The sequence below is a fragment of the Streptomyces sp. NPDC001980 genome (genome assembly GCF_040296885.1).
Taxonomy (GTDB): Bacteria; Actinomycetota; Actinomycetes; order Streptomycetales; family Streptomycetaceae; genus Streptomyces.
Window position 1 is genome coordinate 1 of the sequence record NZ_JBEOYD010000079.1, and the last position, 23865, is coordinate 23865.

The 23865-nt window shown below is 71.2% G+C and carries 19 protein-coding genes and 1 pseudogene; 10 read left to right on the plus strand and 10 right to left on the minus strand.

All coding sequences use genetic code 11. The features are described from left to right. Positions 1-79: 79 nt before the first annotated feature. Positions 80-847: an AMP-binding protein gene (locus ABT137_RS49575; protein WP_351720351.1), complete on the minus strand. Its 768-nt coding sequence runs from the start codon at positions 845-847 to the stop codon at positions 80-82. 295 nt (positions 848-1142) lie between these two features. Here ABT137_RS49575 and ABT137_RS49580 point away from each other — a divergent pair, with 295 nt between their 5' ends. Further along, positions 1143-2294 (plus strand): glutathione-independent formaldehyde dehydrogenase, encoded by a 1152-nt coding sequence (locus ABT137_RS49580; protein WP_351720353.1) that lies wholly within the window; start codon positions 1143-1145, stop codon positions 2292-2294. A 35-nt stretch (positions 2295-2329) separates the two neighbouring features. Here the strand turns inward: ABT137_RS49580 and ABT137_RS49585 are convergent, their stop codons facing one another. Next, positions 2330-2761: an acyl-CoA thioesterase gene (locus ABT137_RS49585; RefSeq protein WP_351720355.1), complete on the minus strand. Its 432-nt coding sequence runs from the start codon at positions 2759-2761 to the stop codon at positions 2330-2332. 242 nt (positions 2762-3003) lie between these two features. Continuing rightward, a complete protein-coding gene (locus tag ABT137_RS49590) occupies positions 3004-5181 on the minus strand; it encodes an MMPL family transporter (protein ID WP_351720357.1) in 2178 nt (725 codons plus the stop codon). A 281-nt stretch (positions 5182-5462) separates the two neighbouring features. Between ABT137_RS49590 and hglS the strand changes: the two genes are divergently transcribed. Together hglS and ABT137_RS49600 are read left to right on the plus strand one after the other, a co-directional pair. Then, positions 5463-6860 (plus strand): 2-oxoadipate dioxygenase/decarboxylase, encoded by a 1398-nt coding sequence (gene hglS / locus ABT137_RS49595; RefSeq protein ID WP_351720359.1) that lies wholly within the window; start codon positions 5463-5465, stop codon positions 6858-6860. A 73-nt stretch (positions 6861-6933) separates the two neighbouring features. Further along, positions 6934-7083, plus strand: coding sequence for a hypothetical protein (locus tag ABT137_RS49600; RefSeq protein WP_351720360.1), 150 nt, complete (start codon positions 6934-6936; stop codon positions 7081-7083). Between the two features lie 7 nt (positions 7084-7090). Here the strand turns inward: ABT137_RS49600 and ABT137_RS49605 are convergent, their stop codons facing one another. From ABT137_RS49605 to benA, 5 genes are read right to left on the minus strand one after another with little or no spacing between them, the layout of a single operon-like run. Next, entirely contained in the window at positions 7091-9850 is a 2760-nt protein-coding gene (locus ABT137_RS49605; RefSeq protein WP_351720362.1) for a helix-turn-helix transcriptional regulator, read from the minus strand. Positions 9851-9888: 38 nt separating this feature from the next. Continuing rightward, a complete protein-coding gene (gene benD / locus ABT137_RS49610) occupies positions 9889-10671 on the minus strand; it encodes a benzoate diol dehydrogenase BenD (protein ID WP_351720364.1) in 783 nt (260 codons plus the stop codon). Continuing rightward, positions 10668-11699: a benzoate 1,2-dioxygenase electron transfer component BenC gene (gene benC, locus ABT137_RS49615; RefSeq protein ID WP_351720366.1), complete on the minus strand. Its 1032-nt coding sequence runs from the start codon at positions 11697-11699 to the stop codon at positions 10668-10670. The genes benD and benC overlap by 4 nt, the downstream gene beginning before the upstream one ends. Before the next feature lie 35 nt (positions 11700-11734). Then, a complete protein-coding gene (gene benB / locus ABT137_RS49620; RefSeq protein ID WP_502984717.1) occupies positions 11735-12241 on the minus strand; it encodes a benzoate 1,2-dioxygenase small subunit in 507 nt (168 codons plus the stop codon). Beyond that, positions 12238-13584, minus strand: coding sequence for a benzoate 1,2-dioxygenase large subunit (benA, locus tag ABT137_RS49625; RefSeq protein WP_351720368.1), 1347 nt, complete (start codon positions 13582-13584; stop codon positions 12238-12240). The genes benB and benA overlap by 4 nt, the downstream gene beginning before the upstream one ends. A 238-nt stretch (positions 13585-13822) precedes the next feature. Between benA and ABT137_RS49630 the strand changes: the two genes are divergently transcribed. The 4 genes from ABT137_RS49630 to catC are packed head-to-tail and all read left to right on the plus strand — an operon-like array spanning position 13823 to position 17049. Then, the gene (locus tag ABT137_RS49630; RefSeq protein ID WP_351720370.1) at positions 13823-14758 is read left to right on the plus strand and encodes a LysR substrate-binding domain-containing protein; all 936 of its coding nucleotides are present in this window, start codon (positions 13823-13825) and stop codon (positions 14756-14758) included. After that, on the plus strand, positions 14755-15858 hold the full coding sequence (locus tag ABT137_RS49635; RefSeq protein ID WP_351720372.1) for a mandelate racemase/muconate lactonizing enzyme family protein: 1104 nt from the start codon (positions 14755-14757) through the stop codon (positions 15856-15858). The genes ABT137_RS49630 and ABT137_RS49635 overlap by 4 nt, the downstream gene beginning before the upstream one ends. A gap of 27 nt (positions 15859-15885) precedes the next feature. After that, positions 15886-16743 carry a catechol 1,2-dioxygenase gene (gene catA, locus ABT137_RS49640; protein WP_351720373.1) on the plus strand — a complete coding sequence of 286 codons (858 nt, stop codon included), beginning with the start codon at positions 15886-15888 and terminating at the stop codon, positions 16741-16743. Positions 16744-16749: 6 nt separating this feature from the next. Next, complete coding sequence (catC, locus tag ABT137_RS49645) at positions 16750-17049, plus strand: muconolactone Delta-isomerase (protein WP_351720375.1); 300 nt, start codon at positions 16750-16752, stop codon at positions 17047-17049. Between the two features lie 39 nt (positions 17050-17088). Here the strand turns inward: catC and ABT137_RS49650 are convergent, their stop codons facing one another. Further along, complete coding sequence (locus tag ABT137_RS49650) at positions 17089-18975, minus strand: serine/threonine-protein kinase (RefSeq protein ID WP_351720377.1); 1887 nt, start codon at positions 18973-18975, stop codon at positions 17089-17091. A 119-nt stretch (positions 18976-19094) separates the two neighbouring features. Continuing rightward, positions 19095-20231 carry a PP2C family protein-serine/threonine phosphatase gene (locus ABT137_RS49655; protein ID WP_502984718.1) on the minus strand — a complete coding sequence of 379 codons (1137 nt, stop codon included), beginning with the start codon at positions 20229-20231 and terminating at the stop codon, positions 19095-19097. 394 nt (positions 20232-20625) lie between these two features. Between ABT137_RS49655 and xynA the strand changes: the two genes are divergently transcribed. The 3 genes and pseudogenes from xynA (at position 20626) to ABT137_RS49670 (ending at position 23753) form a co-directional block, all read left to right on the plus strand. Then, positions 20626-21294 (plus strand): endo-1,4-beta-xylanase XynA, encoded by a 669-nt coding sequence (gene xynA, locus ABT137_RS49660; protein WP_351720381.1) that lies wholly within the window; start codon positions 20626-20628, stop codon positions 21292-21294. Next, positions 21294-21980 (plus strand): annotated as a pseudogene (locus ABT137_RS49665) (polysaccharide deacetylase family protein); the annotation flags it as partial. The gene xynA and the pseudogene ABT137_RS49665, both read left to right, overlap by 1 nt. A gap of 111 nt (positions 21981-22091) precedes the next feature. Then, positions 22092-23753, plus strand: coding sequence for a tetratricopeptide repeat protein (locus tag ABT137_RS49670; protein ID WP_351720383.1), 1662 nt, complete (start codon positions 22092-22094; stop codon positions 23751-23753). Positions 23754-23865: the final 112 nt, after the last annotated feature.

Genomic DNA, 23865 nt, shown 5'->3' on the forward strand with positions numbered 1-23865 from the left:
GGAAACAAGTTTACAAGAACTCGTACCAGAAGAAGCATTTGGAAGAGTGGCAAGCCTTGATATGCTAGGTTCATTTGCTTTATTGCGTCGGCGCGTACGCGCCGACCAGCCGGACCAGGGCGGCCGGTTCCCGCGCCGCGGTGATCCGGGCGCTCGCCCCGGCCATGAGGGTGCCGAGGACGCAGAGCGAGTGGGCGTACGTGTGCGAGAGGGGCAACGGCCACAGGACGCGGTCCGCCGCCGACAGTCCGAGCCGGGGCAGGTAGCAGGCGGCCGAGGACCACAGCGCCGACCGCTGGCTGGAGATCGCGGCCCTGCCGGTGCCGGAGGTACCGGACGTGTAGAGCAGCCAGGCCGGCTCGTCCAGACCCAGCTCGTCGGGGGGAGCGGACGACGGTCGCGTGGCCAGTGCCTCCCAGGCGGTCACCCCGTCGGGCACCGGTCCCTCGCCGGTGACCAGCAGCCGGACCGGCTGTCCGGCCGTCAGCCGCGTGATCCGCGGCAGATTGTGCCGGTCGGTGACCAGGACGGCCGGACCGCAGTCGGCCAGCAGGTCGGCGAGCTCGGCGTCCGTGGCGCGGCGACTCAGCGGCACCCCCACCGCACCGGCCCGCACCGTGGCGAGCAGTCCCTCGACCAGCTCCACGCCGTCGTCCAGGCAGAAGGCGACCCGGGCCGCGCGGCCCACCCCCAGCCCGGCCGCCAACCGGCCGGTCCTGCGCTCCAGCTCGGCCCAGCCCACCGCCCGCCGGTCATCGGCGAAGGCGACTTTCTCGCCGTAGCGCACGGAGTTCTCGACGAGCAGCTCCGCAACCGGCCGCACGGCCGACACCCGCTCCACTCCCACCAGGCCCCCCTTGGTGCAACAACCTTGCCGGCCATCCCCGTTGGCGAGCCTACGGACGCCCGCACCGCAGACGTCCGCGGCGCGCTGGGCCGGACACTTTCCCCGTAGGAGGGCGCCCTCGGGGCCGGGGTTGCAGCGCCTGCGCGACGGGCGTTTTCTGGAAGTATCCGATGGTGAAACAAGAGCGCCCAGGGTTGCGGCACGGATCGGGGGCTCTGTCCCGGCTGTTTCCCATGGCCAGGCCTCGGTCCGCGCGGTCCGCCGTAGCCCGGTGTTCGACGCGGAGGTGAGCCAGGTGAAAGCCGTCGTCTATGAGAAGCCCTTCAGTGTCACGATCAGGGATGTCGACGATCCGCGGATACAGCACCCGAACGACGTGCTGGTACGGGTCACATCGACGGCCATCTGCGGATCCGACCTGCACATGTACGAGGGGCGTACGGCCGCCGAGGCGGGCATCGTCTTCGGGCACGAGAACCTCGGCATCGTCGAGGAGATCGGCTCCGGCGTGACCTCGCTGTCCGAGGGCGACCGGGTCGTCATGCCCTTCAACGTCGCCTGCGGTTTCTGCAAGAACTGCCTGGCCGGAAAGACCGGCTTCTGCCTCACGGTGAATCCCGGCTTCGCCGGCGGAGCCTACGGCTATGTGGCCATGGGCCCCTACAAGGGCGGCCAGGCGGAGCTGCTGCGCGTACCGTTCGCCGACTTCAACTGCCTGAAGCTGCCGCCGGGCAACGAGTTCGAGACCGACTTCGTGCTGCTCGCCGACATCTTCCCGACCGGCTACCACGGCTGTGAGCTGGCCCGGGTGTCCCCGGGCGAGAGCGTCGCCGTCTTCGGCGCCGGCCCGGTCGGGCTGATGGCCGCGTACTCCGCGCTGCTGCGGGGTGCGGCCAAGGTGTTCTCGGTCGACCGCGTGCCCGAGCGGCTCGCCAAGGCCGAGCAGATCGGAGCGATACCGATCGACTTCACCAAGGGCGACCCGGCCGTACAGATCAAGGAACAGACCAGGGGCGAGGGCACCGACAAGGGCGTCGACGCCGTCGGCTACCAGGCCCAGGCGCACGACGCGAGCCACGAGGAACCCGCCGTCGTCCTGAACACCCTCGTCGAGACGGTACGGCCGACCGGCATGCTCGGCGTACCGGGCCTGTACGTCCCCTCCGACCCCGGCGGACCCGACGAGCACGCCAGACACGGCCAGCTGCTGGTGTCCATCGGCAGGATGTTCGAGAAGGGGCAGCAGATGGGCACCGGTCAGTGCAACGTCAAGCAGTACAACCGCCAGTTGCGTGACCTGATCATCGCGGGGCGGGCCAAGCCCAGCTTCGTGGTCTCGCACGAACTGCCGCTGGAGGACGCACCGGGTGCCTACGAGAAGTTCGACCAGCGGATCGAGGGCTACACCAAGGTCGTCCTGCACCCCGGGCACGCTCTCGCGGCGTAGCACCGGCGACGGCACAGCGCGGCGGGCCGGTCACGTCAGCCGGGAGCCGGGGTGAGGGCGGTGATCCACTCGGCGGGCCAGGGGGCGCTCTCCCGGTCCGCCCGCTGCGGCACGTGGACGACGGTGTAGCGGCCGGACGCGGCGAGCTGCCGCGGGCGGCCGTCGATCTCCTCGCCCCACACCTCGAACCCGAACGTCATCGAGGAGGTGCCGACGCGCTCGACGGTCAGGACCGTCGTCACCTCCTGCTGGAACCAGAGCGGAGCGGTGAAGTCGACCTCGTAGCGCACCCGGGGCGCGGCACCGAAGTAGCCGACGACACCGCGCTCGCGCACCAGCGTGGCCTCGGCCGCCTCCACGAACCGCACCACCGCCGCGTTGTGGTAGTGCCCGGAGGCATCGGTGTCCGACCACTCCACCCGGCACCGGTGGACGGCACGGACCGCGTCGGGAGCGTTGGAATTCAACGGAAGCGTCCTTCCGGGATGCCGCATCGGCGGGTCGGGCGGGGCGGCGCCTGCCGGGCCGCGATCTGATATCCCGCATTTTTCACGATCGTCATGTGAAGTCAATGCCGCAGTGAAGGGCGCATCCCGCGAAGACGCGAAGTCATGGGGCCCGCCATGAATCGCCTCGCCAGGGGGTGGGAACCGGGGTCAGCCCTACGGCTTCCCCCGGACCCCACCCGTACGCGACCGGAATCGCGCCGCTAGCCGCGGCGCCCCGCGGGAGTGTTCCGGTCCTCCCCGGCCGCCGGCGTGGCATCGCCGCCTCCCTGGCCCGGGACCGCCGCCGGTTCCGCACGGTCGGCGTGGCCCGGCCACCAGGCAGCGTGGCCGATCAGCGCCGTGAGGCTCGGGGTGAAGAACATCGCCATGACGAAGGCGGCCACCGCGATGCCGAAGGAGACCGCGAAACCCATCTCCGTGAGCAGCGCGTTGCCCGCCAGCATCATCGTGGCGAAGGTCGCCGCCAGGATGAAGCCCGCCGCGGCCACCGTCGGCCCGGCGTACCGCAGTGCCTTGCCGGCCGCCTCCCGCGGCTCCCGGCCCTCGCGGGCCTCCTCACGGAGCCGGGCGATCATCAGGATGTTGTAGTCCGTGCCGATGGCGACCACGAAGAGATACATGATCACCGGCAGCATGAACATCAGACCCGGCTTGTTCTGAGCCTCCTGGAAGATCCAGACCGTGGCGCCGAGCGTCGAGCCGAAGCCGAGCCCGACCGAGGCGATCAGGTACCAGGGAGCGACCACACTGCGCAGCAGCAGCCCCAGGATCACCATGATCAGCAGGGCGGCCACGGGGAACACCGTCCGATAGTCGTGGTTGACCGCGGAGTCGATGTCCTTGTAGATCGAGGACATACCGCCGACGAGCGCCTCGGTCCCGTCCGGAGCCCCGGCGTGTGCGACGTCCCGCACCCGGCCCACGGCTTCTATGGCCTTGTCCGTGGACGCCTCGTACTTGAGGGTGACGGTGAAGTCCGCCGTGGTACCGGCCTTGTTCACCTGGGCCATCCGGGCGCTCGCGACACCGTCCACGGCTCCCAGCTTCCGCGCGTACGCGTCGAAGGAGGACGTGTCCAGCGGCTTGCCGTCGGTGCTGGAGAGGTACACGTCGGTGGGTGCGGCGGCACCGGCCGAGTACGCCTTCTGCATCTGGTCCTGGACGACCATGGACTCCTTGGTCTTGGGCATCGAGCCCGACGCCAGGTCGAAGGTGGCGTGAAAGCCCAGCGTGCCCAGCGACAGCACGACCAGGACCAGGCCGGAGACCAACGCGGTCAGCCCCGGACGGCGCTGCACACCACGGCCCAGGGCCGCGAAACGGGCGTTCGTCGGCTCCTGCTGCCAGGACTTGGACGGCCAGAACACCTTCGGGCCGATGAGCGAGACCACGGCCGGGATCAGCGTCAGGCCCGCGATCAGCGTGACGGAGACCGCGATGGCCAGCGCCGGGCCCATCTGCTTCAGGAAGCCCAGCGTGGAGAGCACCAGCGCGAGGAAGGCGATGATGACCGCGCCGGCCGCCGAGGCGATCGCCTCGCCGACCCGGCCGACCGCGTTGACCATGGCCTCCTTGGGTTCGTCACCCGCGCGCAGGCGTTCGCGGTACCGGAACATCAGGAACAGGAAGTAGTCCGTGCCCACGCCGAACAGCACGACGATCAGGATCGACGACACGGAACTGTTGGCCTGCAGTCCGAACAGCTTGGTGGCGTAGGCGATCAGCCCGTTGGCGATCGCGGACACCACGCCGATCACCACCAGGGGCAGGAAGGCCAGGATCGGCGCCCGGAAGATGATCAGCAGGGTCACCAGGATGATCACGAAGGTGCCGATGCCGATCAGCGCCTCACCGCGCTTGGACGAATCCTGCTGGTCGAGGGCCTGCGCGGCCGAACCGCCCAGCTTGACCTCCAGGTTCGTGCCCTTGGCCAGTTGCTTGACGTCGTCGCGCAACACCTTGGCCGCGTCCGCCTGCACGGGCTGACCGGCGTTCTTGCTGTCCATCTGCACCAGGATCAGGTCGTACCTGCCGTCCTTCGACGGCTGGCCGGGGACGACCTTCTGGACCTGGTCGATGTGCTTGCCGCCCAGCTCGGTGGCGAACCGGGAGACGTCCTTCTTGTCCTCGGCGGTGAACTTGCCGCCGTCGGTGCGTTGGTACAGCGCGATCGCGGACGGAGTGAAGGCGCTGGGGAACGCCTTCGCCTGGAGATCGGCCGCTTTGATGGACTCGTAACTCTTGGGCAGGAAGCTGCTCTCGTCGCTGTTCGAGGGCAGGCTCGGGGCGGTGGCGACGATCGCCACCGCCGCGATCAGCCATGCCACGATCGTCCAGACTGGATGTCGGACGACGGCAGTGCCAATTCGTCGGAACATGCGGAAGGTCCTCCTGGGTAGGAAGATCACCGCAGCCCGGGGAGCGGACCCTGGCATCGGCGACCCCGACCGGCACGCATCCGACGAGCCGGTCGCTTGGTTGTCTTGACGCCATATGTTAGGGATCAGCTGTGAAGATCGGTCCAGCGAGTTTTTCGCAGCGCCCGTAGCTGCGCTTTTCCCGCCACCCGCGGGCGGCCCTGTCATCTGTACGACGGCGGCCCGGTCGGCGACCATCGGAGACGTGATCGCGGCACCGTCGCCGACCGAAGGGCCGAACCATGTCAACGATCGGTCAATGGCAGCTGCGGGCCGCGTTCGCGGCGCGGCTGTCGGAGATGTACGGGCAGGAGGTCCCCGCCTACACGACGCTCGTGGACGTCTCCCGCGAGGTCAACGAGGACGTGCTGCGCGCCCGCGGAGCCGACGCCGAACGCCTCGGCTCCCTCGGCAGGGTCACCGCCGAGCGGCACGGCGCCATCCGCGTCGGCACACCGCGCGAACTGCAGCAGGTCGCCCGCGTCTTCGGCGCCCTCGGCATGCGTCCGGTCGGCTTCTACGACCTGCGGGAGGCCGCGGCCAGCGCCGTCCCCGTCGTCTCCACCGCCTTCCGGCCGGTCGACGCCGAGGAACTCGCCCGCAACCCCTTCCGCGTGTTCACCTCCCTCCTCACCCCCGCCGACGCCCGCTTCTTCGACGCGGACCTGCGCGCCCGCCTGGAGACCTTCCTCGCCGCCCGCGAACTCTTCCCGCCGGAGCTGCTCACGCTGGCGGACCGCGCCGCGGCCGACCGCGAACTGCCGCCGGAGGCCGCCGAGCGCTTCCTGCAACTCGCCGTGCAGGCCTTCGAGTTGTCGGCCGAGCCGGTGGACCGCGCCTGGTACCGGACCCTGGAGAAGGTCTCCGCCGTCGCCGCCGACATCGGCGGCGTCCGCAGCACCCACATCAACCACCTCACCCCGCGCGTCCTGGACATCGACGAGTTGTACCGCCGGATGACCGACCGCGGCATCGAGATGATCGACACCATCCAGGGCCCGCCGGCCTGGAAAGGTCCCGACGTCCTGCTGCGGCAGACCTCCTTCCGCGCCCTGGCCGAACCCCGCGCGATGCGCACCGAGGACGGCAGCGTCGTCAGCGGCGCCCTGCGGGTGCGCTTCGGCGAGGTCGAGGCCCGCGGCATCGCCCTCACCCGGGCGGGGCGCGCGCTGTACGACGAACTCCTCGGCCGCGTCGACGAACAGGCGGCCCAGCGTCCCTCGGCGGCACGCGACGACATCGCACGCGCCGTGTGGGAGCGCCACCTGCCCGGCAGCGAGGAGGAACTGGCGGCCCAGGGGCTGGCGTACTTCACCTACCGGGTCGCCGAGAACCGGCCGCTCGACGGCCGCACACCGCCCACCGGCATCGCCGAACTGGTCCGGCAGGGCTGGGTGCGCGCCGAACCGATCGTCTACGAGGACTTCCTGCCCCGCTCCGCCGCCGGCATCTTCCAGTCCAACCTCAGCGGCGAGGGCACCCGCGACAACGACCGGCAGGGCACCGCCCACGACGCCGACTGGCTCTCCGGCGCCATCGGCCGCGAGGTCCTCGACCCCTTCGCCCTCTACGAGCGGCAGCAGAACCGCTCCCTCGCCCGGACCGCCCGGGCCCTCGGTCTCACCGACCCCATCCGCTGACCCCTCACACCCCCCCCGGAGGACCAGGACGACCAGCACCGCGCTGCCCAGCACGGCCGAGCTGCAGACCGACGTGGTCGGGGAGGAGACCTTCGCACCGATCCTGTACCTCCTCGCCTACGACACCCTCGACGAGGCGACCGCGCTGTACCTGCGCTCCGCCACCAACACGGTCAACTACACCGGCGACCTCACCCTGGCCCAAGGCGTCAGCTTCCTCTGACCCCGGGTCAGGAATCCTCCCGGAAACGGGCGGCCAGTTCGCTGCGGGAGCGGATGCCGAGCTTCGAGTAGACGTGCGTCAAGTGGTACTGGACGGTCTTGACGGAGATGAACAGCTCCAGCGCCGTCTGCTGGTTGGTCGCCCCGGCCGCGACCAACCGGGCCACCGCCCGTTCCTGCGCGGTCAGCCGCGCCATGCCCGGGGTGAGGCGGGCGGTGTGCAGGCCGCCCGCCTGGAGCTCCCGGTCGCACCGTTCGACGTACGTGCGGGCGCCCAGCGTGGCGTAGGCGTCCCGGGCGTTCCTCAGTACCGTGTCGGCCTCCCGGCGCTTGCCCGCCCGGCGCAGGGTCTGGCCGAACGCGAAGTTCACCCGGGCCCGGTCGTAGGGGAGCGGAAGGTGTTCCACCTGCGCGAGCGCCTCCTCGAACTCCTTGCGGGCGGTGTCGATGTCACCCCGGGCCGCGGTCAGCCGGGCCCGGGCCAGCCCGAGCCGGGCCAGCGCCGAGCGGCGGCCCCGGCGGGCGGCCGGCTCCTCGTGGGCCGGGAGGAAGGCGTCGGCCTCGTCCAGACGGCCCGTCATCACCAGCGCGTTGGCGTAGACGTCGGCCCACGGCCAGAACCCCGGCTCGTCGACCGACTTCCGCGCCGGCAGCTGCGCCACCGGTGACAGCGCCTCGACGACCCGCTCGTAGTCACCCCGCGCCTCGGCCACCTGGGCGCGGGCCATGCAGGCGGGCACCAGCATGACCTCGTAGTCGTGCAGTCCCGCGGCGGCCTCGCCCACATGCCGGTCGGCCTGCTCCCAGTCGCCGCGCAGCGCGTGGATCTGGGCGCCCGTCCAGTGCACCAGCGGCCGGACCAGTTCGATACGGGCCTCGGCGAGATGCGCCGCGGCCCGCCGGACCGTCTCCAGCGCCTCCGGCCAGGCCCCCAGCGCGAAGTGCGTGCGCGCCAGCCACCCCTGCGCCCACAGCGAGATACGGGTGGAGCCCATCCGGAACCCGGTGGGCACCGCCGCCTCCAGCAGCGGGCGTGCGGCCTCCGGCCGGTCCAGGGCGAGGTCCACCCAGCCCCGGCCGACCTGGAACCGCTGCGGCTGGGCGCCCCCGGGCAGCCGGGCCGCCGCGGCCTCGTACCTGGCCAGCGCCTCCTCTGCGCACCCCATCGCCGCCAGCCCCAGCCCCAGCACGGCCTCCGACTCGGTGCCGGAGGGATCACCCGGCGTCGCCAGCCGGATCGCCCGGCGCGCCCAGGCGACCATGTCCCCGCCGTCCCAGCGGCCCAGGGCGTGCAGCACCATGCGCTGACAGATCGTCGCGGTCAGATCCGGGTCCCGCTCCGGGTCGCTGCGCTGCCACGCCTGGGCGAGAAAGGCCTCCGCCTCCGCCGGGCGGCCCCGCATGATCGCCAGATAGCCGAGCACCGCGTCACGCAGCGTGTCGGCCGGAAAGCTCTCCAGCTCGCCCGCGAACGCCGTCGCCTGCGGAATGTCCCCGGCCCCGACCATCGCGTCGACGGCACGCAGCAAGCGGTGCTGCCGCACGGTCCGCCCGGTGCTCAGTCGGCCGGCCCTGACCAGGGCGTCGGCCACCGCGGACCACTCGCCGGCCGAGGCGCGCCCGGCGGCGTACCGGTCGAGGGCGTCGGCGAGCGCGTCGTCCGCGGAGAGGGCCGCGGCCACCTGATGGGCGAGGCCACGGCCTTCGTCGCCGCCGATCCCGGCGGCCCTGCGGTGCAGTTCCGTGCGCCGTGCGAGTGGGATCCCGTCCCGCACGGCGGCCCGCACCAGCGGGTGGGCGAACGACAGCTGGGCGCGCCCGGGTTCGAGGGCGGCGGTCAGCAGACCGGCCGCGACCGCCTCGTCGGCGGCGGGCACGGGGGCGGCGAGCCGCGCCAGCCGGCCGGCCTCGGCGAGGCCGGCCTCGGTGCCGAGCACGGCGCAGGCCTCCACCAGTTCCCGGGCCGGGGCCGTGCACCGGGCGAGCCGGTGCCGGATCCCTGCGGCGTACCGGGCCGGGGCCGGCAGCTGTGGGCGCCAGTCCTGCCAGGTCTCCGCCGGCAGTTCACGCAGCAGCTGGGTGAGATGCCGGGGGTTGCCGCGGGTGTGCCGGCACAGGTGCCGGGCCGCCGGCAGATCCAGGGCCCGCCCGACGGCCTGCTCCGCCAGCACCCGCACCTCCTCGGGCGTGAGCGGACCGGGGCGTACGGCGTCGTCGCGGCAGGCGTCCAGGAACTCCAGCGTCGCCAGCACCGACACGGGCAGCTCGGCGTGCCGGCCCCGCACCTCGTACAGCTCGTACGGATCGTCCCGGGCGACCAGCACGACCAGGACCCGCTCGGCGGACATCCGGCGCACCGCGGAACGCACCGCACGCAGACTCTCGACGTCCGCCCAGTGGGCGTCGTCGACCACCACGACCAGCGGCTCACGCTCCTGCCGGGCCGCCCACTGCCGGTGCAGCAGCCCCGCCGCCTCCGGCACCGAGGAGACCGAGGGAACGGCGGGCCCGGCCCGCAGCAGCTGGGCGGCGACCCCGAGCGGCACGTCGGACTCCCACGCCACCCCGGCCACGGACAGCACCGCCACCCCCGGCTCCAGCCCGGCCCGCACCGCCGCCACCAGCGCCGTCTTTCCGACGCCCGCGGGCCCCTCCACGAGCACCAGACCGGCCCGCCCCGCGTGCGCCCCGCGCACGGCACCCGTCAGCGCGGCCACCTCGGCGTCCCGGCCGACGAGCCGTACCCGCTGATCGGCGCGGTCCTCCATGGCTCGCACGCTAACACCGTCCCCTGCCGGTCCCCCCTTCAACCGAGGTCGCCACCGGCGACGGGCAGCACCGTGCCCGTGATGTACGACGCCTCGTCGGAGGCCAGGAAACTGATCGCCGCCGCCTGCTCGTCGAGCGTGCCGTACCGCTTGAGGAGGGAAGAGGCGAGGGTCTGGTCGATGTGCGCCTGGAACCAGGCCTCCTCCCGCGCCGTCCGCCGCGGCGGGGTGCCCCGGGAGATCCGGCGCGGCGGCGCCTCGGTACCGCCCGGCGCGGTGGCCACGACCCGGACGCCCGCGCCGGCGTACTCGAGGGCGAGCGAGGCGGTCAGCGCGTTGATGCCGCCCTTGGCCGCCGAGTACGGGATGCGGTGGATGCCCCGGGTGGCCGCCGAGGAGACATTGACGATCACGCCCCGGCCCTGCCCGGCCATCGCGGGCAGCGCCGCACGGCAGCACCACAGTGTCGTCAGCAGCGAACGGGTGAGTTCCGCCTCGATCTCGGCGGCGGAGAACTCGGTGAACGGCTTGAAGCTGATCGCGCCGCCCACGTTGTTCACCAGCACGTCGATCCGGCCGTGCCGCTCCAGCGCGGCGGCGACCGCCGACTCCGCGCCCGCGTACGTCTCCAGGTCGGCGAGCACGGCGTGCGCCGCCAGCTCCGCGGCCGCCTCGCGCACCAGTTCCGACCGGTCCACCAGCGTCAGCTCCGCGCCCTCCGCGGCCAGCCGTCCGGCGACCGCGAGCCCGATGCCCTGGGCCGCCCCGGTGACCACCACCGACCGGCCCGCGAACCGTTCCGGGTGCACGCCCGCGCTCACGCCGCCTCCGCCGTGTCGTGCGGCACGGCCGGGGTGAACTTCTCGTAGTGGAAGCCCGCCGGGGTCACTCCCAGGGAGCCGATGTGGGCGCGGACGGCCTCGACCATCGGCGGCGGCCCGCACAGATAGACGTCGGCGTCACCGCCGTACAGGGCCGCCGCGTCCATCAGACCGGTCACGAAGCCCCTGTTGCGCGCGGTGCTCGACGGATCGGCCACGCAGTGGTCGAAGGTGAAGCCGTCGAGGGTCTCGGCGAGGGCCTCCAGCGTGTCCAGGTGGACGAGGTCCTGGTCGCTGGTCACCCCGTACAGCAGCCGCACCGGCTGCCCGGCCGGCCGTCGCGCCAGGCGCTCCAGCATGGACAGCAGCGGCGCCAGGCCGGTGCCGCCCGCAAGGAGCAGCGCGGGGCGCGTGAGATCCCGGAGATAGAAGCTTCCCATCGGGCCGGTGAACGTCAGCCGGTCGCCGATCCGGGCTCGTTCGCCCAGATACCCGGACATGGCACCGCCCGGCACGATCCGCACCAGGAAGGACAGCCGGCGCCGGCCCGGGTCCGAACTCATCGAGTACGAGCGGGTCAGCTCGGTCCCCGGCACCGCGATGTTGACGTACTGGCCGGGCAGGAAGTCCAGGCCCTCCCGGTCGTCGACGTCGAGCGTGAACCCGACGGTGCTGGGGGAGTGGCGGTGGACCCCGGCGAGCGTGGCGGCGAACGCGGCCGGTCCCGTCTTCGCCGCGGCCGAGGAGGAGTTGACGCGCAGCACGAGATCGCTGCGCGGGGTCATCTGGCAGGGCAGGCAGTAGCCCTGCGCGGCCTCGTCGTCGGTGAGTGCCTCGTCGATGTAGTCGCCGCCGTCGTAACTGCCCGAATCGCACCGGGACTTGCACGTCCCGCAGGCGCCGTCCCGGCAGTCCAGCGGAATGTTGATCCGGGCCCGGTACGACGCCTCCGCGACGGTCTCGTCCGGACGGCACTCGACGAACCGGGTGATGCCGTCCTCGAAGTTCAGGGCGACCTGAAAGGACATGCGGGAGCTCACTTCCGGGAGTTCAGACGTGGTGTTCAGACGTGGTAGACGTCGACGACGTGGTGCACGTAGTCGTTCTTCAGGACGACCCTCTTGCGGGCGATCAGCGGCTCGGGCCCGGAGACGTCGAGCGTGTAGTACGAGGTGCCGAAGTACGTGTCGACGGTCTGGTAGCGGTAGTACAGCGTGAACCAGTTGAAGCGGACTTCCACCACGTCGCCCTCGCCGCCGGTGACCTCGACGTTGGTGATGTTGTGGCCGGTGCGCGGCTCGGGCAGGCTGGTGGCGCTGGAGCGGTCGGTGCGGATCCGGAAGACCCGGTCCTCCAGACCGGCCCGGCTCGGGTAGTAGACCAGGGAGATCTCCCGCTGCGGGTCGGTCGTGAGTTCGTCGTCGTCGGCCCAGGCCGGCATCCAGAACTCGGCGTCGGGGCGGTAGCACTCCAGCCACTTCTCGAACTCGCGGTCGTCCAGGTAGCGGGCTTCGCGGTAGAGGAACTGCCGGATGCCCTCCAGCATCAACTCGTCGAGTGCCGCGGTCACTTCACCACCTCCAGGGCCTCGCGCAGGGTGTTCAGCCAGTAGCCGTGCTGGATGGGGTAGAGCCCCTCGTCCTCCGTGCGCACCCCGCTGGCGACCGGTGTGATTCCGATCTTCCTGGCGTCCTCGTCCGGACCGTCGATCCGGTGCACGGCACCCCGGCTGAGGTCGTTCCAGGGCATCGACCCGGCCAGGTACGTCTTCTGGCAGGAGCGGAACTCCTCCAGGTCGTCCGGAGTGGCCATGCCCGTGGCGTTGAAGAAGTCCTCGTACTGCCGGATCCGGCGGGCCCGGTCCTCGGCCGGCTCGCCCTTCGGGGCGATGCAGTAGATCGTCACCTCGGTCCTGTCGACCGAGATCGGCCGGAAGTGCCGGATCTGCGAGCTGAACTGGTCCATCAGATACACGTTCGGGTACAGGCAGAGATTCCTGGACACACCGATCATCCAGTCGGCCTTCTCCGCGCCGAACTCGGCCGCCAGTTCGTCGCGCTTGCCGTACAACGGCCGGTTCGTGGGGTCGAGCCACTTCGTCCACAGCAGCAGATGGCCGTGGTCGAAGGAGTAGAAACCGCCCTGCTGTTTGGACCAGCCGCCCGCGTCCATCGTCTTCGTGTCGTTCTTCGACTCGCCCGAGGTGCGGCGGGCCTGGGTGGCCGCGTAGTTCCAGTGCGTGGCGGACACGTGATAGCCGTCGGCGCCGTTCTCCGCCTGGAGCTTCCAGTTGCCGTCGTAGTGGTACGTCGACGAGCCGCGCAGTACCTCCAGGCCCTCCGGCGACTGGTCGACGACCATGTCGATGACGACCGCCGCGTCCCCGAGGTGCTCGCGCAGCGGCTTGACGTCCGCACTGAGCGAGCCGAACAGGAATCCGCGATAGCTCTCGAAACGGGCCACCTTCTTCAGGTCGTGCGACCCGTCGGTGTTGAACTGTTCCGGGTATCCCGCATCGCGCGGATCCTTCACCTTCAGCAGCCTGCCCGCGTTGCTGAACGTCCAGCCGTGGAACGGGCAGGTGAAGGTGGTGCGGTTGTCGGTCTTCCGCCGGCACAGCATCGCCCCGCGGTGGCTGCACGCGTTGACCAGGCAGTGCAACTCGCCCTGCTTGTCGCGGGAGACGACGACGGGCTGGCGGCCGATGTACGTCGTGAAGTAGTCCCCGATCTCCGGGATCTGGCTCTCGTGCGCGAGATAGACCCAGTTCCCCTCGAAGATGTGCCGCATCTCCAGCTCGAAGAGCTCCTCGTCGGTGAAGACACTGCGGCGGATGCGGTACACACCGCTGTCCGGGTCCTCCACGAGAGCGTCGTCGAGGATGGTCCGCGCCCGGCTGAAGTCCTCGGCCATGATCCCGTCCCTTTCGCTCCGCACAGGCCGCCCGGCGTTCAGCTGCCTGTTGCCGTTCCTTTTCAGCACCATGTCAGCGCGGTGAAGAGTCGGCCCCGGACATTCCCCCAGGGTTGACCCAGGGGGGTACTGATATCGCACACGTCTCAATACGATCCAATCAAGTATTTGTGCGGTATTGGACCGGCTCTCTACGCTGAGCGCATTCGAGGGCCCCGAAAAGGAGAGGGGCAGCCCGATGGAACTCAGGCACCTCCGGTATTTCGCGGTCGTCGCCGAGACCCGGCATTTCGGAAAGGCCGCGGAACGCCTGCACATGGCCCAGCCGCCGCTCTCCCAGGCGATCCGCCGCCTGGAATCGGAACTGGGCGTGGAGCTGTTCACCCGCACCACCCGGCAGGTCGCCCTGACCGGCGCCGGCGAGGTGTTCCGCAGGGACGCGGAGCACATCCTCAAGGCCGTCGACGAGGCGGTGGCACGGGTGGGCCGCTTCTCCGCCGGCGTCGAGGGGGTGCTCCGGGTCGGCCTGGCGGGCTCCGCCTCGTACCGCCAGCTGCCCGCCCTGGCACGGCTGCTGAAAAGGGAGTTGCCGCACGTGAGGATGGAGGTGCACACCGAGATGCTCACCCCCGCCCAGGAGGCCGGGCTGACGGAGCGCCGCCTCGACGTCGGCCTGCTGCGGCCGCCGGTCCGGCAGGAGGGCATCGCCCACCGCGCCCTCGCCGAGGAACCGCTCGTGGCCGCCGTACCCGCCGAGCACTGGCTCGCCGAGGCCGACCTCGTGCGCATCGAGCAGCTCCGGCACGAGGACTTCATCATGTACGGCGCCACGCTCGGCTCCGTCCTCAACGACGCCGTCGTGCGCAGCTGCCTCGCCTCCGGCTACTACCCGCACTGCGCCTACGAGGTCACCGAGACCTCCGCCGCCCTCGCTCTGGTCGCCGCCGGACTCGGCATCGCCGTCCTGCCCGACTCGGTCCGCTCGGCGCCCCGCGAAGGCGTCCTGTGCAAGGACATCGAGGACGCCCTGTCCGTACCGCTCGTCCTCGCCTGGCGCGAGGACGACGAGTCCCCGCTGCTGCGCAACCTCCTCACGGTGCTGGAGCGGAACGAGATGTTCCTCGAAGGACGTGCAGGACGCGACCGGCCCGACGGACGCGAAGGAGTTGCATGAAGATCGTCCGGGTGGAGGCCATCCCCTTCGCCATCCCCTACGCGAAACCGCTGCGGTTCGCGAGCGGCGAGCTGCACACCGCCGACCACGTCCTGGTCCGGGTGCACACCGACGAGGGCCTCACCGGCACCGCCGAAGCACCCCCGAGGCCGTACACCTACGGCGAGACCCAGGAGTCGATCGTCGCCGTCATCGACAAGATCTTCACCCCGCAGATCCTCGGCCTGACCGCCCTGGAACGGGAGGCCGTCCACGCCCGCCTGGACCGGACCGTCGGCAACCCCACCGCCAAGGCCGCCCTCGACATGGCCCTGTGGGACGTCCTCGGCCAGGCCGCCGGCATGCCGGTCTCCGGCCTCCTCGGCGGTTACACCGACCGGCTGCGGGTCAGCCACATGGTCGGCTTCGCCCCGGCGGCGGAGATGGTCGCGGAGGCGGAGCGCATCCGCGACACCTATGGCATCACCACCTTCAAGGTGAAGGTCGGACGCCAGCCCTACACGGAGGACGTCACCGCCTGCCGCGCCCTGCGCGAGGCCCTCGGCCCGGACGTCGACCTGTACATCGACGGCAACCGCGGCTGGACCGTCTCCCAGTCGGCGCGCGCCCTGCGCGAGATGGCCGACCTGGACCTCACCTTCGCCGAGGAACTCTGCCCCGCCGACGACGTACTGGGCCGCCGCTGGCTCGTCGCGCAGAGCCCGGTCCCCTTCATCGCCGACGAGAGCGCCACCCGGGCCGCCGAGGTGACCCGCGAACTCCTCGGCGGCTCCGCCACCGCCATCAGTGTCAAGACCGCCCGCACCGGCTTCACCGCCTCCCAGCGCGTGCTGCACGAGTGCGAGGGTCTCGGCGTGGAGGTGGTGATGGGCAATCAGATCGACGGCCAGATCGGCACGTTGTGCACGGTCGCCTTCGGGGCCGCGCACCGCTCCTCCTCGCGCCACCCCGGCGAGCTGTCCAACTTCCTCGACATGACCGACGACCTCCTCACCGAGCCGCTGACCATCGAGAACGGCACCCTGCGCAGCCGCGAGGGCGCCGGACTCGGCATCCACATCGACCCCGAGAAGCTGGCGCGCTACCGCCAGGACCGCTGACTCTCGCATTCCAGGGACGGGAACACCATGACCGACACAGCCACCGAGCAGACCGCCACCGCTGCCGCCTCCGGAGCCGCCGCCACCGAGCAGTTCCGCAGCAGGCAGCGCACCGGCACGGCCGACGCCGACACCCGGCGCGTCAACACCCTCGTCACCGAACTCCTCACAGCCGCCCACGACATCATCCGCCGCCACCACCTCACCTACGCCGAGTACGACGCCCTGAAGTCCTGGCTCATCCAGGTCGGCGAGGACGGCGAGTGGCCGCTCTTCCTCGACGTGTGGCTGGAACACGTCGTCGAGGAGGTCGCCAACGAGAGTCGCGAGGGCAACAAGGGCACCATCGAGGGCCCGTACTACGTCCCCGACGCCCCTGCCCTGCCCGCCGACACCACCCTGCCCATGCGCCAGGACGAGGCCGGCACCCCGCTCCTCTTCCAGGGCCGGGTGACGGGCGTGGACGGCACCCCGATGTCCGGCGCCGCCGTGGAGATCTGGCAGGCGGACGACGACGGCTACTACTCGCAGTTCGCCCCGGGCCTGCCCGAGTGGAACCTGCGCGGCACGGTCGTCGCCGACGACACCGGCCACTTCCGGATCCACACGATCCAGCCGGCCCCCTACCAGATCCCCACCGACGGCTCCTGCGGCCGCCTCATCGCCGCCGCGGGCTGGCACGCCTGGCGCCCCGCCCACCTGCACCTGAAGGTCTCCGCGCCGGGCCACCAACTGGTCACCACCCAGTTGTACTTCACGGGCGACGAGCACATCGCCGACGACATCGCCTCCGCGGTCAAGCCCGAACTGATCCTCGACCCCGGCCCGTCGGCGGACGGCACCGGCCGCGAGGTGACCTACGACTTCGTGCTCGACAAGGCGTGATGCACGGTGCTCTTCGCGGTACGCATGGACGTCTCGATCCCGCGCGACCTCGACCCCGAGGTCCGCGCGGACCTGGTGGCCCGCGAGAAGGCCTACTGCCAGGACCTGCAGAAGTCCGGGGAGTGGCGGTACATCTGGCGGTGCGTCGGCCAGTACGCCAACATCAGCGTCTTCGACGTGGCCGACAACGAGGCCCTCCACCGGATCCTCTGGAACCTGCCGCTCTTCCCCTACCTGACCGTCGAGGTCACCCCCCTGGCCCAGCACCCCTCGGACCTGGCGCTGGCGCGTATCCCGGGCACCTGAAGTCCCCTGGGAGGCGCAGGAGTTCCGCCGCGGCGGCCTTCACTTCCCCGGGAGCTGCTTCGCGATGTTCCCCACGGCAGCGGCCGCGAGGGCCGCGGCGTCGCCGCACAGGGTCTTCTGCGGCAGCGGTCCGTACACGGTCAGCTGGAACAGCTCCACGGTGTGCTCGCCGGCGGAGTCCGTGTACGTCCGGTGCGGTGTCCGTACCGTGCAACTGTCGTCCTCGGCCTCGTCCGCGACGACGTAGCTGCGGGTCCCGGCGACCCGCACCGGGGCACCGTCGTCCCCGTCCAGCGCGTTGTCCCGGCTGAACTGGATCTCCACGTCCCGGTTGCCGTCGTCGCCGGACCAGTCGCAGTCCCATCCGCCGAAGCTCCGGTCCTCGTGGCCCGCGTCGACGCCGGGCACGCGGGTGAGGTCGGCCGCGTCGAGCAGGATGCAGGCATCGACGCGGGCCAGGGAGTCCGCGGCCGGCGGTGCGGTGCGGCGGGGCACCGGGCCGTCGTCCAGGATGCCGACCACGTGGTCGGTGGCGGCGTCGGCCATTCCGCAGGGGTCGGGGGCGACCTTGCCGAGCTTCTTGCCGATGATCCGGATCTGGTGGTGGTCGGCCGTGAACACGGCCCGCTCACAGGAGTCGTCGTCCGGCTTGAGGCTCACGACCGTGATGCGGCCGACGACACGACTGGTCAGGTCGCCCTCGTAGCTGTCCTGGTCCGCGTCGAGGTTGACCTGGACGTCGGCGTTGTCGTCGCCGCTGTGGTTCTTCACCAGGACGTCGCAGCGATCGATCTCCCCGTAGTCCGGGTCGAGTTCGGTGTCGCCGAAGCGGCTCAGGGAGGCGGCGTCCAGCAGCTTGCAGGGGTCGGCCGTGCGGGCCTCGCCCATCCAGCCGGCGGCCTGCGCCGTGGTCGTGGGTTTCGCGTCGGCGGCGGGGGCCTTGTCGCCCTTGTGGTCCGCGTCCCACGGGGCGGACAGGAGCAGTCCGGCCGTCACCGCGGACGCGGTGGCGACGGCGGCGATCAGCAGCGGGCGGCGGCGACGGCGCACCGGGCGCGGCAGCCGTAACGTCAGCGGGGCCAGGTCGAGGGTGCGACGGTCGCGCAGGTGCGCGACCGGGGCGTCTGCCTTCAGCAGGAGTCTGCGTGCCCGCGCGGCGTCGGGACGGCGGCGGGGGTCCGACTCCAGCAGGGCCGCGAGGGGTTCGGTCAGCGGGCCCGCCCGGCGCGCGGGCTCGACACGGCCCTCGATCGCCCGGGCGACGTACGCCAGGGGGTGGTCGGCCTCGCCGTACGGCGACCGGCCCTCGACCGCCGCGAACAGCGAGGCGCCCAGCGAGAACACGTCGGCCTTCTCGCCGGGCGGCCGCCCCTGCGCCACCTCGGGGGCGAGATAGCGGGGTTTGCCCCGCACCGAGCCCGTCGTGCTCTGCGTGGCGTCGCTCCGCAGGGCCCGGGAGATCCCGAAGTCGGTGAGGCGCGCGACCCCCTCGGCGGTGACGAGGATGTTCTCCGGCGTCACGTCGCCGTGCACCACGCCCTCGGAGTGGGACTTCGCCAGCGCGTCCGCGATCTGGCAGCCGACGGAGCCGACGTCCTCGGGGGAGAGGGGACCGTCCGCCGCCATGAGCTGGGCGAGGCTGCGGGAGGGCACGTACTCCATGACGATCCAGCAGGTGGCGCCCTCGTCGACGAAGTCGAAGACGCCAACGATGTGCGGATGGTGCAGCCGCCCCGCGTTGCGCGCCTCGCCCATCAGCCGCTGCGCGGCCCTGGGGTCGTCCAGGCGCGCGCACTTGACCGCCACCCGCCGCTGCAACCGCTCGTCCCAGGCCCGCCAGACGACACCCATCCCGCCCCGGCCGATGGTCTCCTGCAGAACGTACCGGCCGGAGATCCTGTCCCCGGCCCCGGGTTCCACCAGCACCGCCCCGCCCTCCCCGCACGTCACCTGTGTGGTGACAACTCACGGTGGCGGAGTGCAGTCACCCGTGATCTCTCCCACAGGGCCTCGAAGGTGCCGTCTCATGACCCTCACAACGTCCCTCACGGGAGCGGGTCGCCGAACGCTTCGGCGTCCGAATCGTCGTGACCGTCCTCCGGCGTCTCGGCCGCTCCCTCCGGCAGCAGGAAGGCGGTGAGCGCGGCCGTGTCGTCCTGCAACTGGTCGTGGCTGTAGTCCAGCAGGTCCTGATGGAGCCGTTCCAGCAGCTCCGGGGGCGGCATCGGACCCCACGAACGCAGCCGCTGGAGCAGCGGGTAGAAGTCGCCGGCGGGATCCCGGGTCTCCGTGACCCCGTCCGTGTACAGGAGCAGTTGGTCGCCGGGGCCGAAGGAGTAGGTCTCGACGCGGTACGGATCCCCGACCAGCATGCCGAGGTTCAGCGGCGGACCCGGCTGCCCCCGGTCCAGTTCGCTCACCTTGCCGGGCCGGATGAGCAGCGGTGGCGGATGGCCGCAGTTGAGGATGCGGACGATCCTCTCGTCCTCGGGGATCTCGGCGAACACGGCGGTCACGAACCGCTCACCGAGTTCGGTCCCGCCCAGCCGGTCGGCCCGGCGGGTCATGCTGGTGTCCACCCGCTCCACCAGCGCACGCAGGTCGGGTTCGTCGTGCGCGGCCTCGCGGAACGCGCCCAGCATCGCCGCCGCGGTCTCCACCGCGAGCAGCCCCTTGCCCCGCACGTCCCCGATGAGCAGCCGTACCCCGTGCGCGGTGGGGACCGCCTCGAAGAGGTCGCCGCCGATGCGTGCCTCCGCGGCGGCGGACAGGTAGAAGCTCTCAAGGAGCAGGTTCCCGATCCGGTGCGGGACCGGTCTGAGCAGGACGCGTTGCGCGATCTCCGCCACGAACCGGACGTCGGCCAGGGTGCGTTCCCGGCGGATCCGGTGCGCCGCCAGGATCGCGCCCAGGGCGCCCACCAGGGCCGTGCACGCGTACGCGGCCACATAGTGCCGTTCCCACAGGTAGCCGACGGCGCGCCCGGCACAGCACGAGGTTCCGGCCAGTAAAAGTTCGAGGCCGATGCCGAACACGGTGGCGACGGCGACGACGAGGGGCGGGTGAGCGAAGGCGGTCACCAGGGGCAGGGCGATCAGTACGAAACTCACCGGCCACTGCACCGGAGTGACCGGTTCGATCAGCAGTACGACGGCGACGTACAGGACCGGTAGCCAGCGCATCCACGCGGGGGGCGCGGGCAGTGGTGGGTTGGGACCGTCGTACCTCACCCGGGACTCCTGGCATACGAATCTAGACAAGACGGCCAGCCTCCCGGGCCGTTGCCCGGCACGCCGGTGATTGCTCCACCCAGCGGCATGTTCCGATGCCCACAGCAGCATTCGATGCAGACGTCGAAACATTCGGTAATTCGGAACCTCGCCAGTGGATCATATCTCCGCCTCGCTTCGGCATTTTTGATCTACGATCCGCTGAATGGGTGCACCAACTGGGGATATGGGCGAACGGGTGAATCGAAGGTTTCGAAATAACTACCGAAACTGTTGACAGGTGACATGGGCAGACCAACACTCCCGACCAGGTCACACCCGCACAGGCCACACGAGGAGGCAACCCATGAACCCGCTCGACCACGCCCTGAGCCGCAGGAGTGCCGGCGCCCTGCTGCTGGGCGCCGCCGCCGGGCTGGCCCTGCCCGGCACCGCCCGGGCCGCCACGGTCGTCACCACGAACCAGACCGGCACCAACAACGGCTACTACTACTCGTTCTGGACCGACGCCCAGGGCACGGTCTCCATGGCCCTGGGCTCCGGCGGCAACTACAGCACCGGCTGGAGCAACACCGGCAACTTCGTCTGCGGCAAGGGCTGGAGCACCGGCGCCCGCCGCAACGTGACCTACTCCGGCAGCTTCAGTCCCTCCGGCAACGGCTACCTGTCCCTCTACGGCTGGACCTCGAACCCGCTCGTCGAGTACTACATCGTCGACAACTGGGGCACCTACCGGCCCACCGGAACGTACAAGGGCAGCGTCACCAGCGACGGCGGCACCTACGACATCTACCTGACGACGCGGTACAACGCCCCGTCCGTCGAGGGCACCAAGACCTTCAACCAGTACTGGAGCGTCCGGCAGTCCAAGCGGACCGGCGGCACCATCACCACCGGCAACCACTTCGACGCCTGGGCCCGGGCCGGGATGTCCCTCGGCAGCTTCAGCTACTACCAGATCCTCGCGACCGAGGGCTACCAGAGCAGCGGCAGCTCGAACATCACGGTGGCGTGATGAGTGCCGTAGCGGAACGCTCGTCACGTCCCCTGGTGGCAACCGCCGCCGCCGTCGCGCTGGCCGCCGCGGGCACCCTCGCCGTCGGCGCAGCCCCCGCTCACTCCGCCACCTGCGCCGGCTACGTCGGCCTCACCTTCGACGACGGGCCGTCCACCGCCCACACACCGGGCCTGCTCAGCGCCCTGAAGGCGAACGGGCTGCGGGCCACCATGTTCAACGAGGGCCAGTACGCGGCCGCCTACCCCGCCCAGGTCAAGGCCCAGGTCGGCGCGGGCATGTGGGTCGGCAACCACAGCTACACCCACCCGCACCTCACCCAGGAGACCCAGGCGCAGATCGACTCGGAGATCTCCCGCACCCAGTCGGCCGTCGCGGCGGCCGGCGGCGGGACACCGGTCCTGTTCCGGCCGCCCTACGGCGAGACCAACGCGACCGTGCGGGCGGGCGAGGCCAAGTACGGGCTCACCGAGATCATCTGGGACGTCGACTCGCAGGACTGGAACGGCGCGAGCACCGACGCGATCGTGCAGGCCGTCTCCCGGCTCACCGGCGGTCAGATCATCCTCATGCACGAGTGGCCGGCCAACACCCTGGCCGCGATCCCGCGCATCGCACAGACCCTCGCGGCCAAGGGGCTGTGCTCCGGGCGGATCTCCCCGCAGACCGGCCGCGCGGTCGCGCCCTGACAGAGCGGTGGCACGAGTGGCGCGGCGGCCCGTCAACCGCCGCGCCACCCTCATGACTTCGGATGAACGGGGATCGCCCGCCCGCCTCGCGTCGATAGGTTCGCCACCGTGGACTACTACGACCTGGGCAGTCACGGCCGGCGCGTGACGACTTCGTCCGCCGCAGCACAGACCTGGTTCGACCGGGGGCTGAACTGGACCTACGCCTTCAACCACGAGGAGGCCGTCCGCTGTTTCGAGGCGGCCGGCGCGGCGGATCCGGACTGCGCCATGGCCGACTGGGGCGTCGCCTACGCCCTCGGCCCCAACTACAACAAACCCTGGGAGTTCTTCGACCCGGAGGACCTCATGCACACGGTGGAGCGCACGCACGCCGCCGTGGAACGCGCCCACGCCAAGGCCGCGCACGCAACTCCCGTCGAACGCGCCCTCATCGAGGCGCTGCGCGCCCGGTACCCGCAGGCCGCGGCCCCGGACGCGGCGGCCTGCTCGGTGTGGAACACCGCCTATGCCGACAGCCTGCGCACCGCCTACGAACTGGCGCCCGACGACCTCGACGTCGCGACCCTCTACGCGGACGCCCTGATGAACCTCACCCCCTGGCAGCTCTGGGACATCCGCAGCGGCCGGCCGGCCGACGGGGCCCGTACGGAGGAAGCCAAGGCCGTGCTGGAGCGCGCCCTCGGGACGGAAGCCGGCACCAGGCACCCCGGGCTGCTGCACCTCTACATCCACCTCATGGAGATGTCGCCCACGCCCGAGACCGCCCTGCCGGTCGCCGACCGGCTGCGCAACCTGGTGCCCGATGCCGGGCACCTCCGGCACATGCCCTCGCACCTGGAAGTCCTCTGCGGCGACTACCGGCGCGTCGTCTCGGACAACGCCGCGGCCGTCGCCGCCGACGAGAAGTACCAGGCCCGCGCCGGCGCGATGAATTTCTACACCCTCTACCGCTGCCACAACCTGCACTTCGGGATCTACGGCGCGATGTTCCTGGGCCGCCTCCAGGACGCCCTCAAGACGGCCGAACGGCTCGAAGCCGCCGTACCGGAGGAACTGCTGCGGGTGCAGAGCCCGCCGATGGCCGACTGGCTGGAGGGCTTCCTGGCGATGCGGGTGCACGTCCTGGTCCGCTTCGGCCGCTGGGACGACATCCTGCGGCTGCCGCTGCCCGCCGACTCCCGGCTGTACTGCGTGACCACCGCGATGCTGCACTACGCGCGCGGTGTCGCCCACGCGGCCACGGGCCGGATCGCCGAAGCCGAGACCGAGCGGGCCCGCTTCCGGGAGGCGGTCGCCGCCGTCCCGGAGACCCGCATGCTGTTCAACAACACCTGCGTCGACATCCTGGCGATCGCCTCCGCCATGCTCGACGGCGAACTCGCCTACCGCAAGGGCGACTTCGACACGGCCTTCGCCGATCTGCGCCGATCCGTCGACCTGGACGACAACCTCCCGTACGACGAACCGTGGGGCTGGATGCAGCCCACCCGGCACGCCTACGGCGCCCTGCTCCTCGAACGCGGCCGGATCGCCGAGGCCGAGGCGGTCTACCGCGCCGACCTCGGCCTGGACGACACCCTGCCCCGGCCGTTGCAGCACCCGGGCAACGTCTGGGCCCTGCACGGCTTCCACGAGTGCCTGCGGCGGCTTGGCAAGGAGGGCGAGGCGCGGATCGTGTCGCAGCAGCTGAAGCTCGCGGCGGCCACGGCGGACGTGCCGATCAGGGCGTCGTGCTTCTGTCGGGCGGAGTGCTGCGGCTCGCTGTAGGCGGTGCGATGGGCCGTCGGGTGTCCGCGGCGCCGTGGTGGCTGGTCGCGCAGTTCCTCCCCCAGCCTTCGGCCGGGGGTACCCCCAGCGCCCCTGACGGGGCGCTAGAGCG

Excerpts from the sequence above, each read along its gene's own strand:
- ABT137_RS49590 (WP_351720357.1), bottom strand. The coding sequence starts at position 5,181 with ATGTTCCGACGAATTGGCACTGCCGTCGTCCGACATCCAGTCTGGACG.
- hglS (WP_351720359.1), top strand. The coding sequence starts at position 5,463 with ATGTCAACGATCGGTCAATGGCAGCTGCGGGCCGCGTTCGCGGCGCGG.
- ABT137_RS49605 (WP_351720362.1), bottom strand. The coding sequence starts at position 9,850 with ATGGAGGACCGCGCCGATCAGCGGGTACGGCTCGTCGGCCGGGACGCC.
- benC (WP_351720366.1), bottom strand. The coding sequence starts at position 11,699 with ATGTCCTTTCAGGTCGCCCTGAACTTCGAGGACGGCATCACCCGGTTC.
- benA (WP_351720368.1), bottom strand. The coding sequence starts at position 13,584 with ATGGCCGAGGACTTCAGCCGGGCGCGGACCATCCTCGACGACGCTCTC.
- ABT137_RS49630 (WP_351720370.1), top strand. The coding sequence starts at position 13,823 with ATGGAACTCAGGCACCTCCGGTATTTCGCGGTCGTCGCCGAGACCCGG.
- ABT137_RS49635 (WP_351720372.1), top strand. The coding sequence starts at position 14,755 with ATGAAGATCGTCCGGGTGGAGGCCATCCCCTTCGCCATCCCCTACGCG.
- catA (WP_351720373.1), top strand. The coding sequence starts at position 15,886 with ATGACCGACACAGCCACCGAGCAGACCGCCACCGCTGCCGCCTCCGGA.
- ABT137_RS49655 (WP_502984718.1), bottom strand. The coding sequence starts at position 20,231 with ATGCGCTGGCTACCGGTCCTGTACGTCGCCGTCGTACTGCTGATCGAA.
- xynA (WP_351720381.1), top strand. The coding sequence starts at position 20,626 with ATGAACCCGCTCGACCACGCCCTGAGCCGCAGGAGTGCCGGCGCCCTG.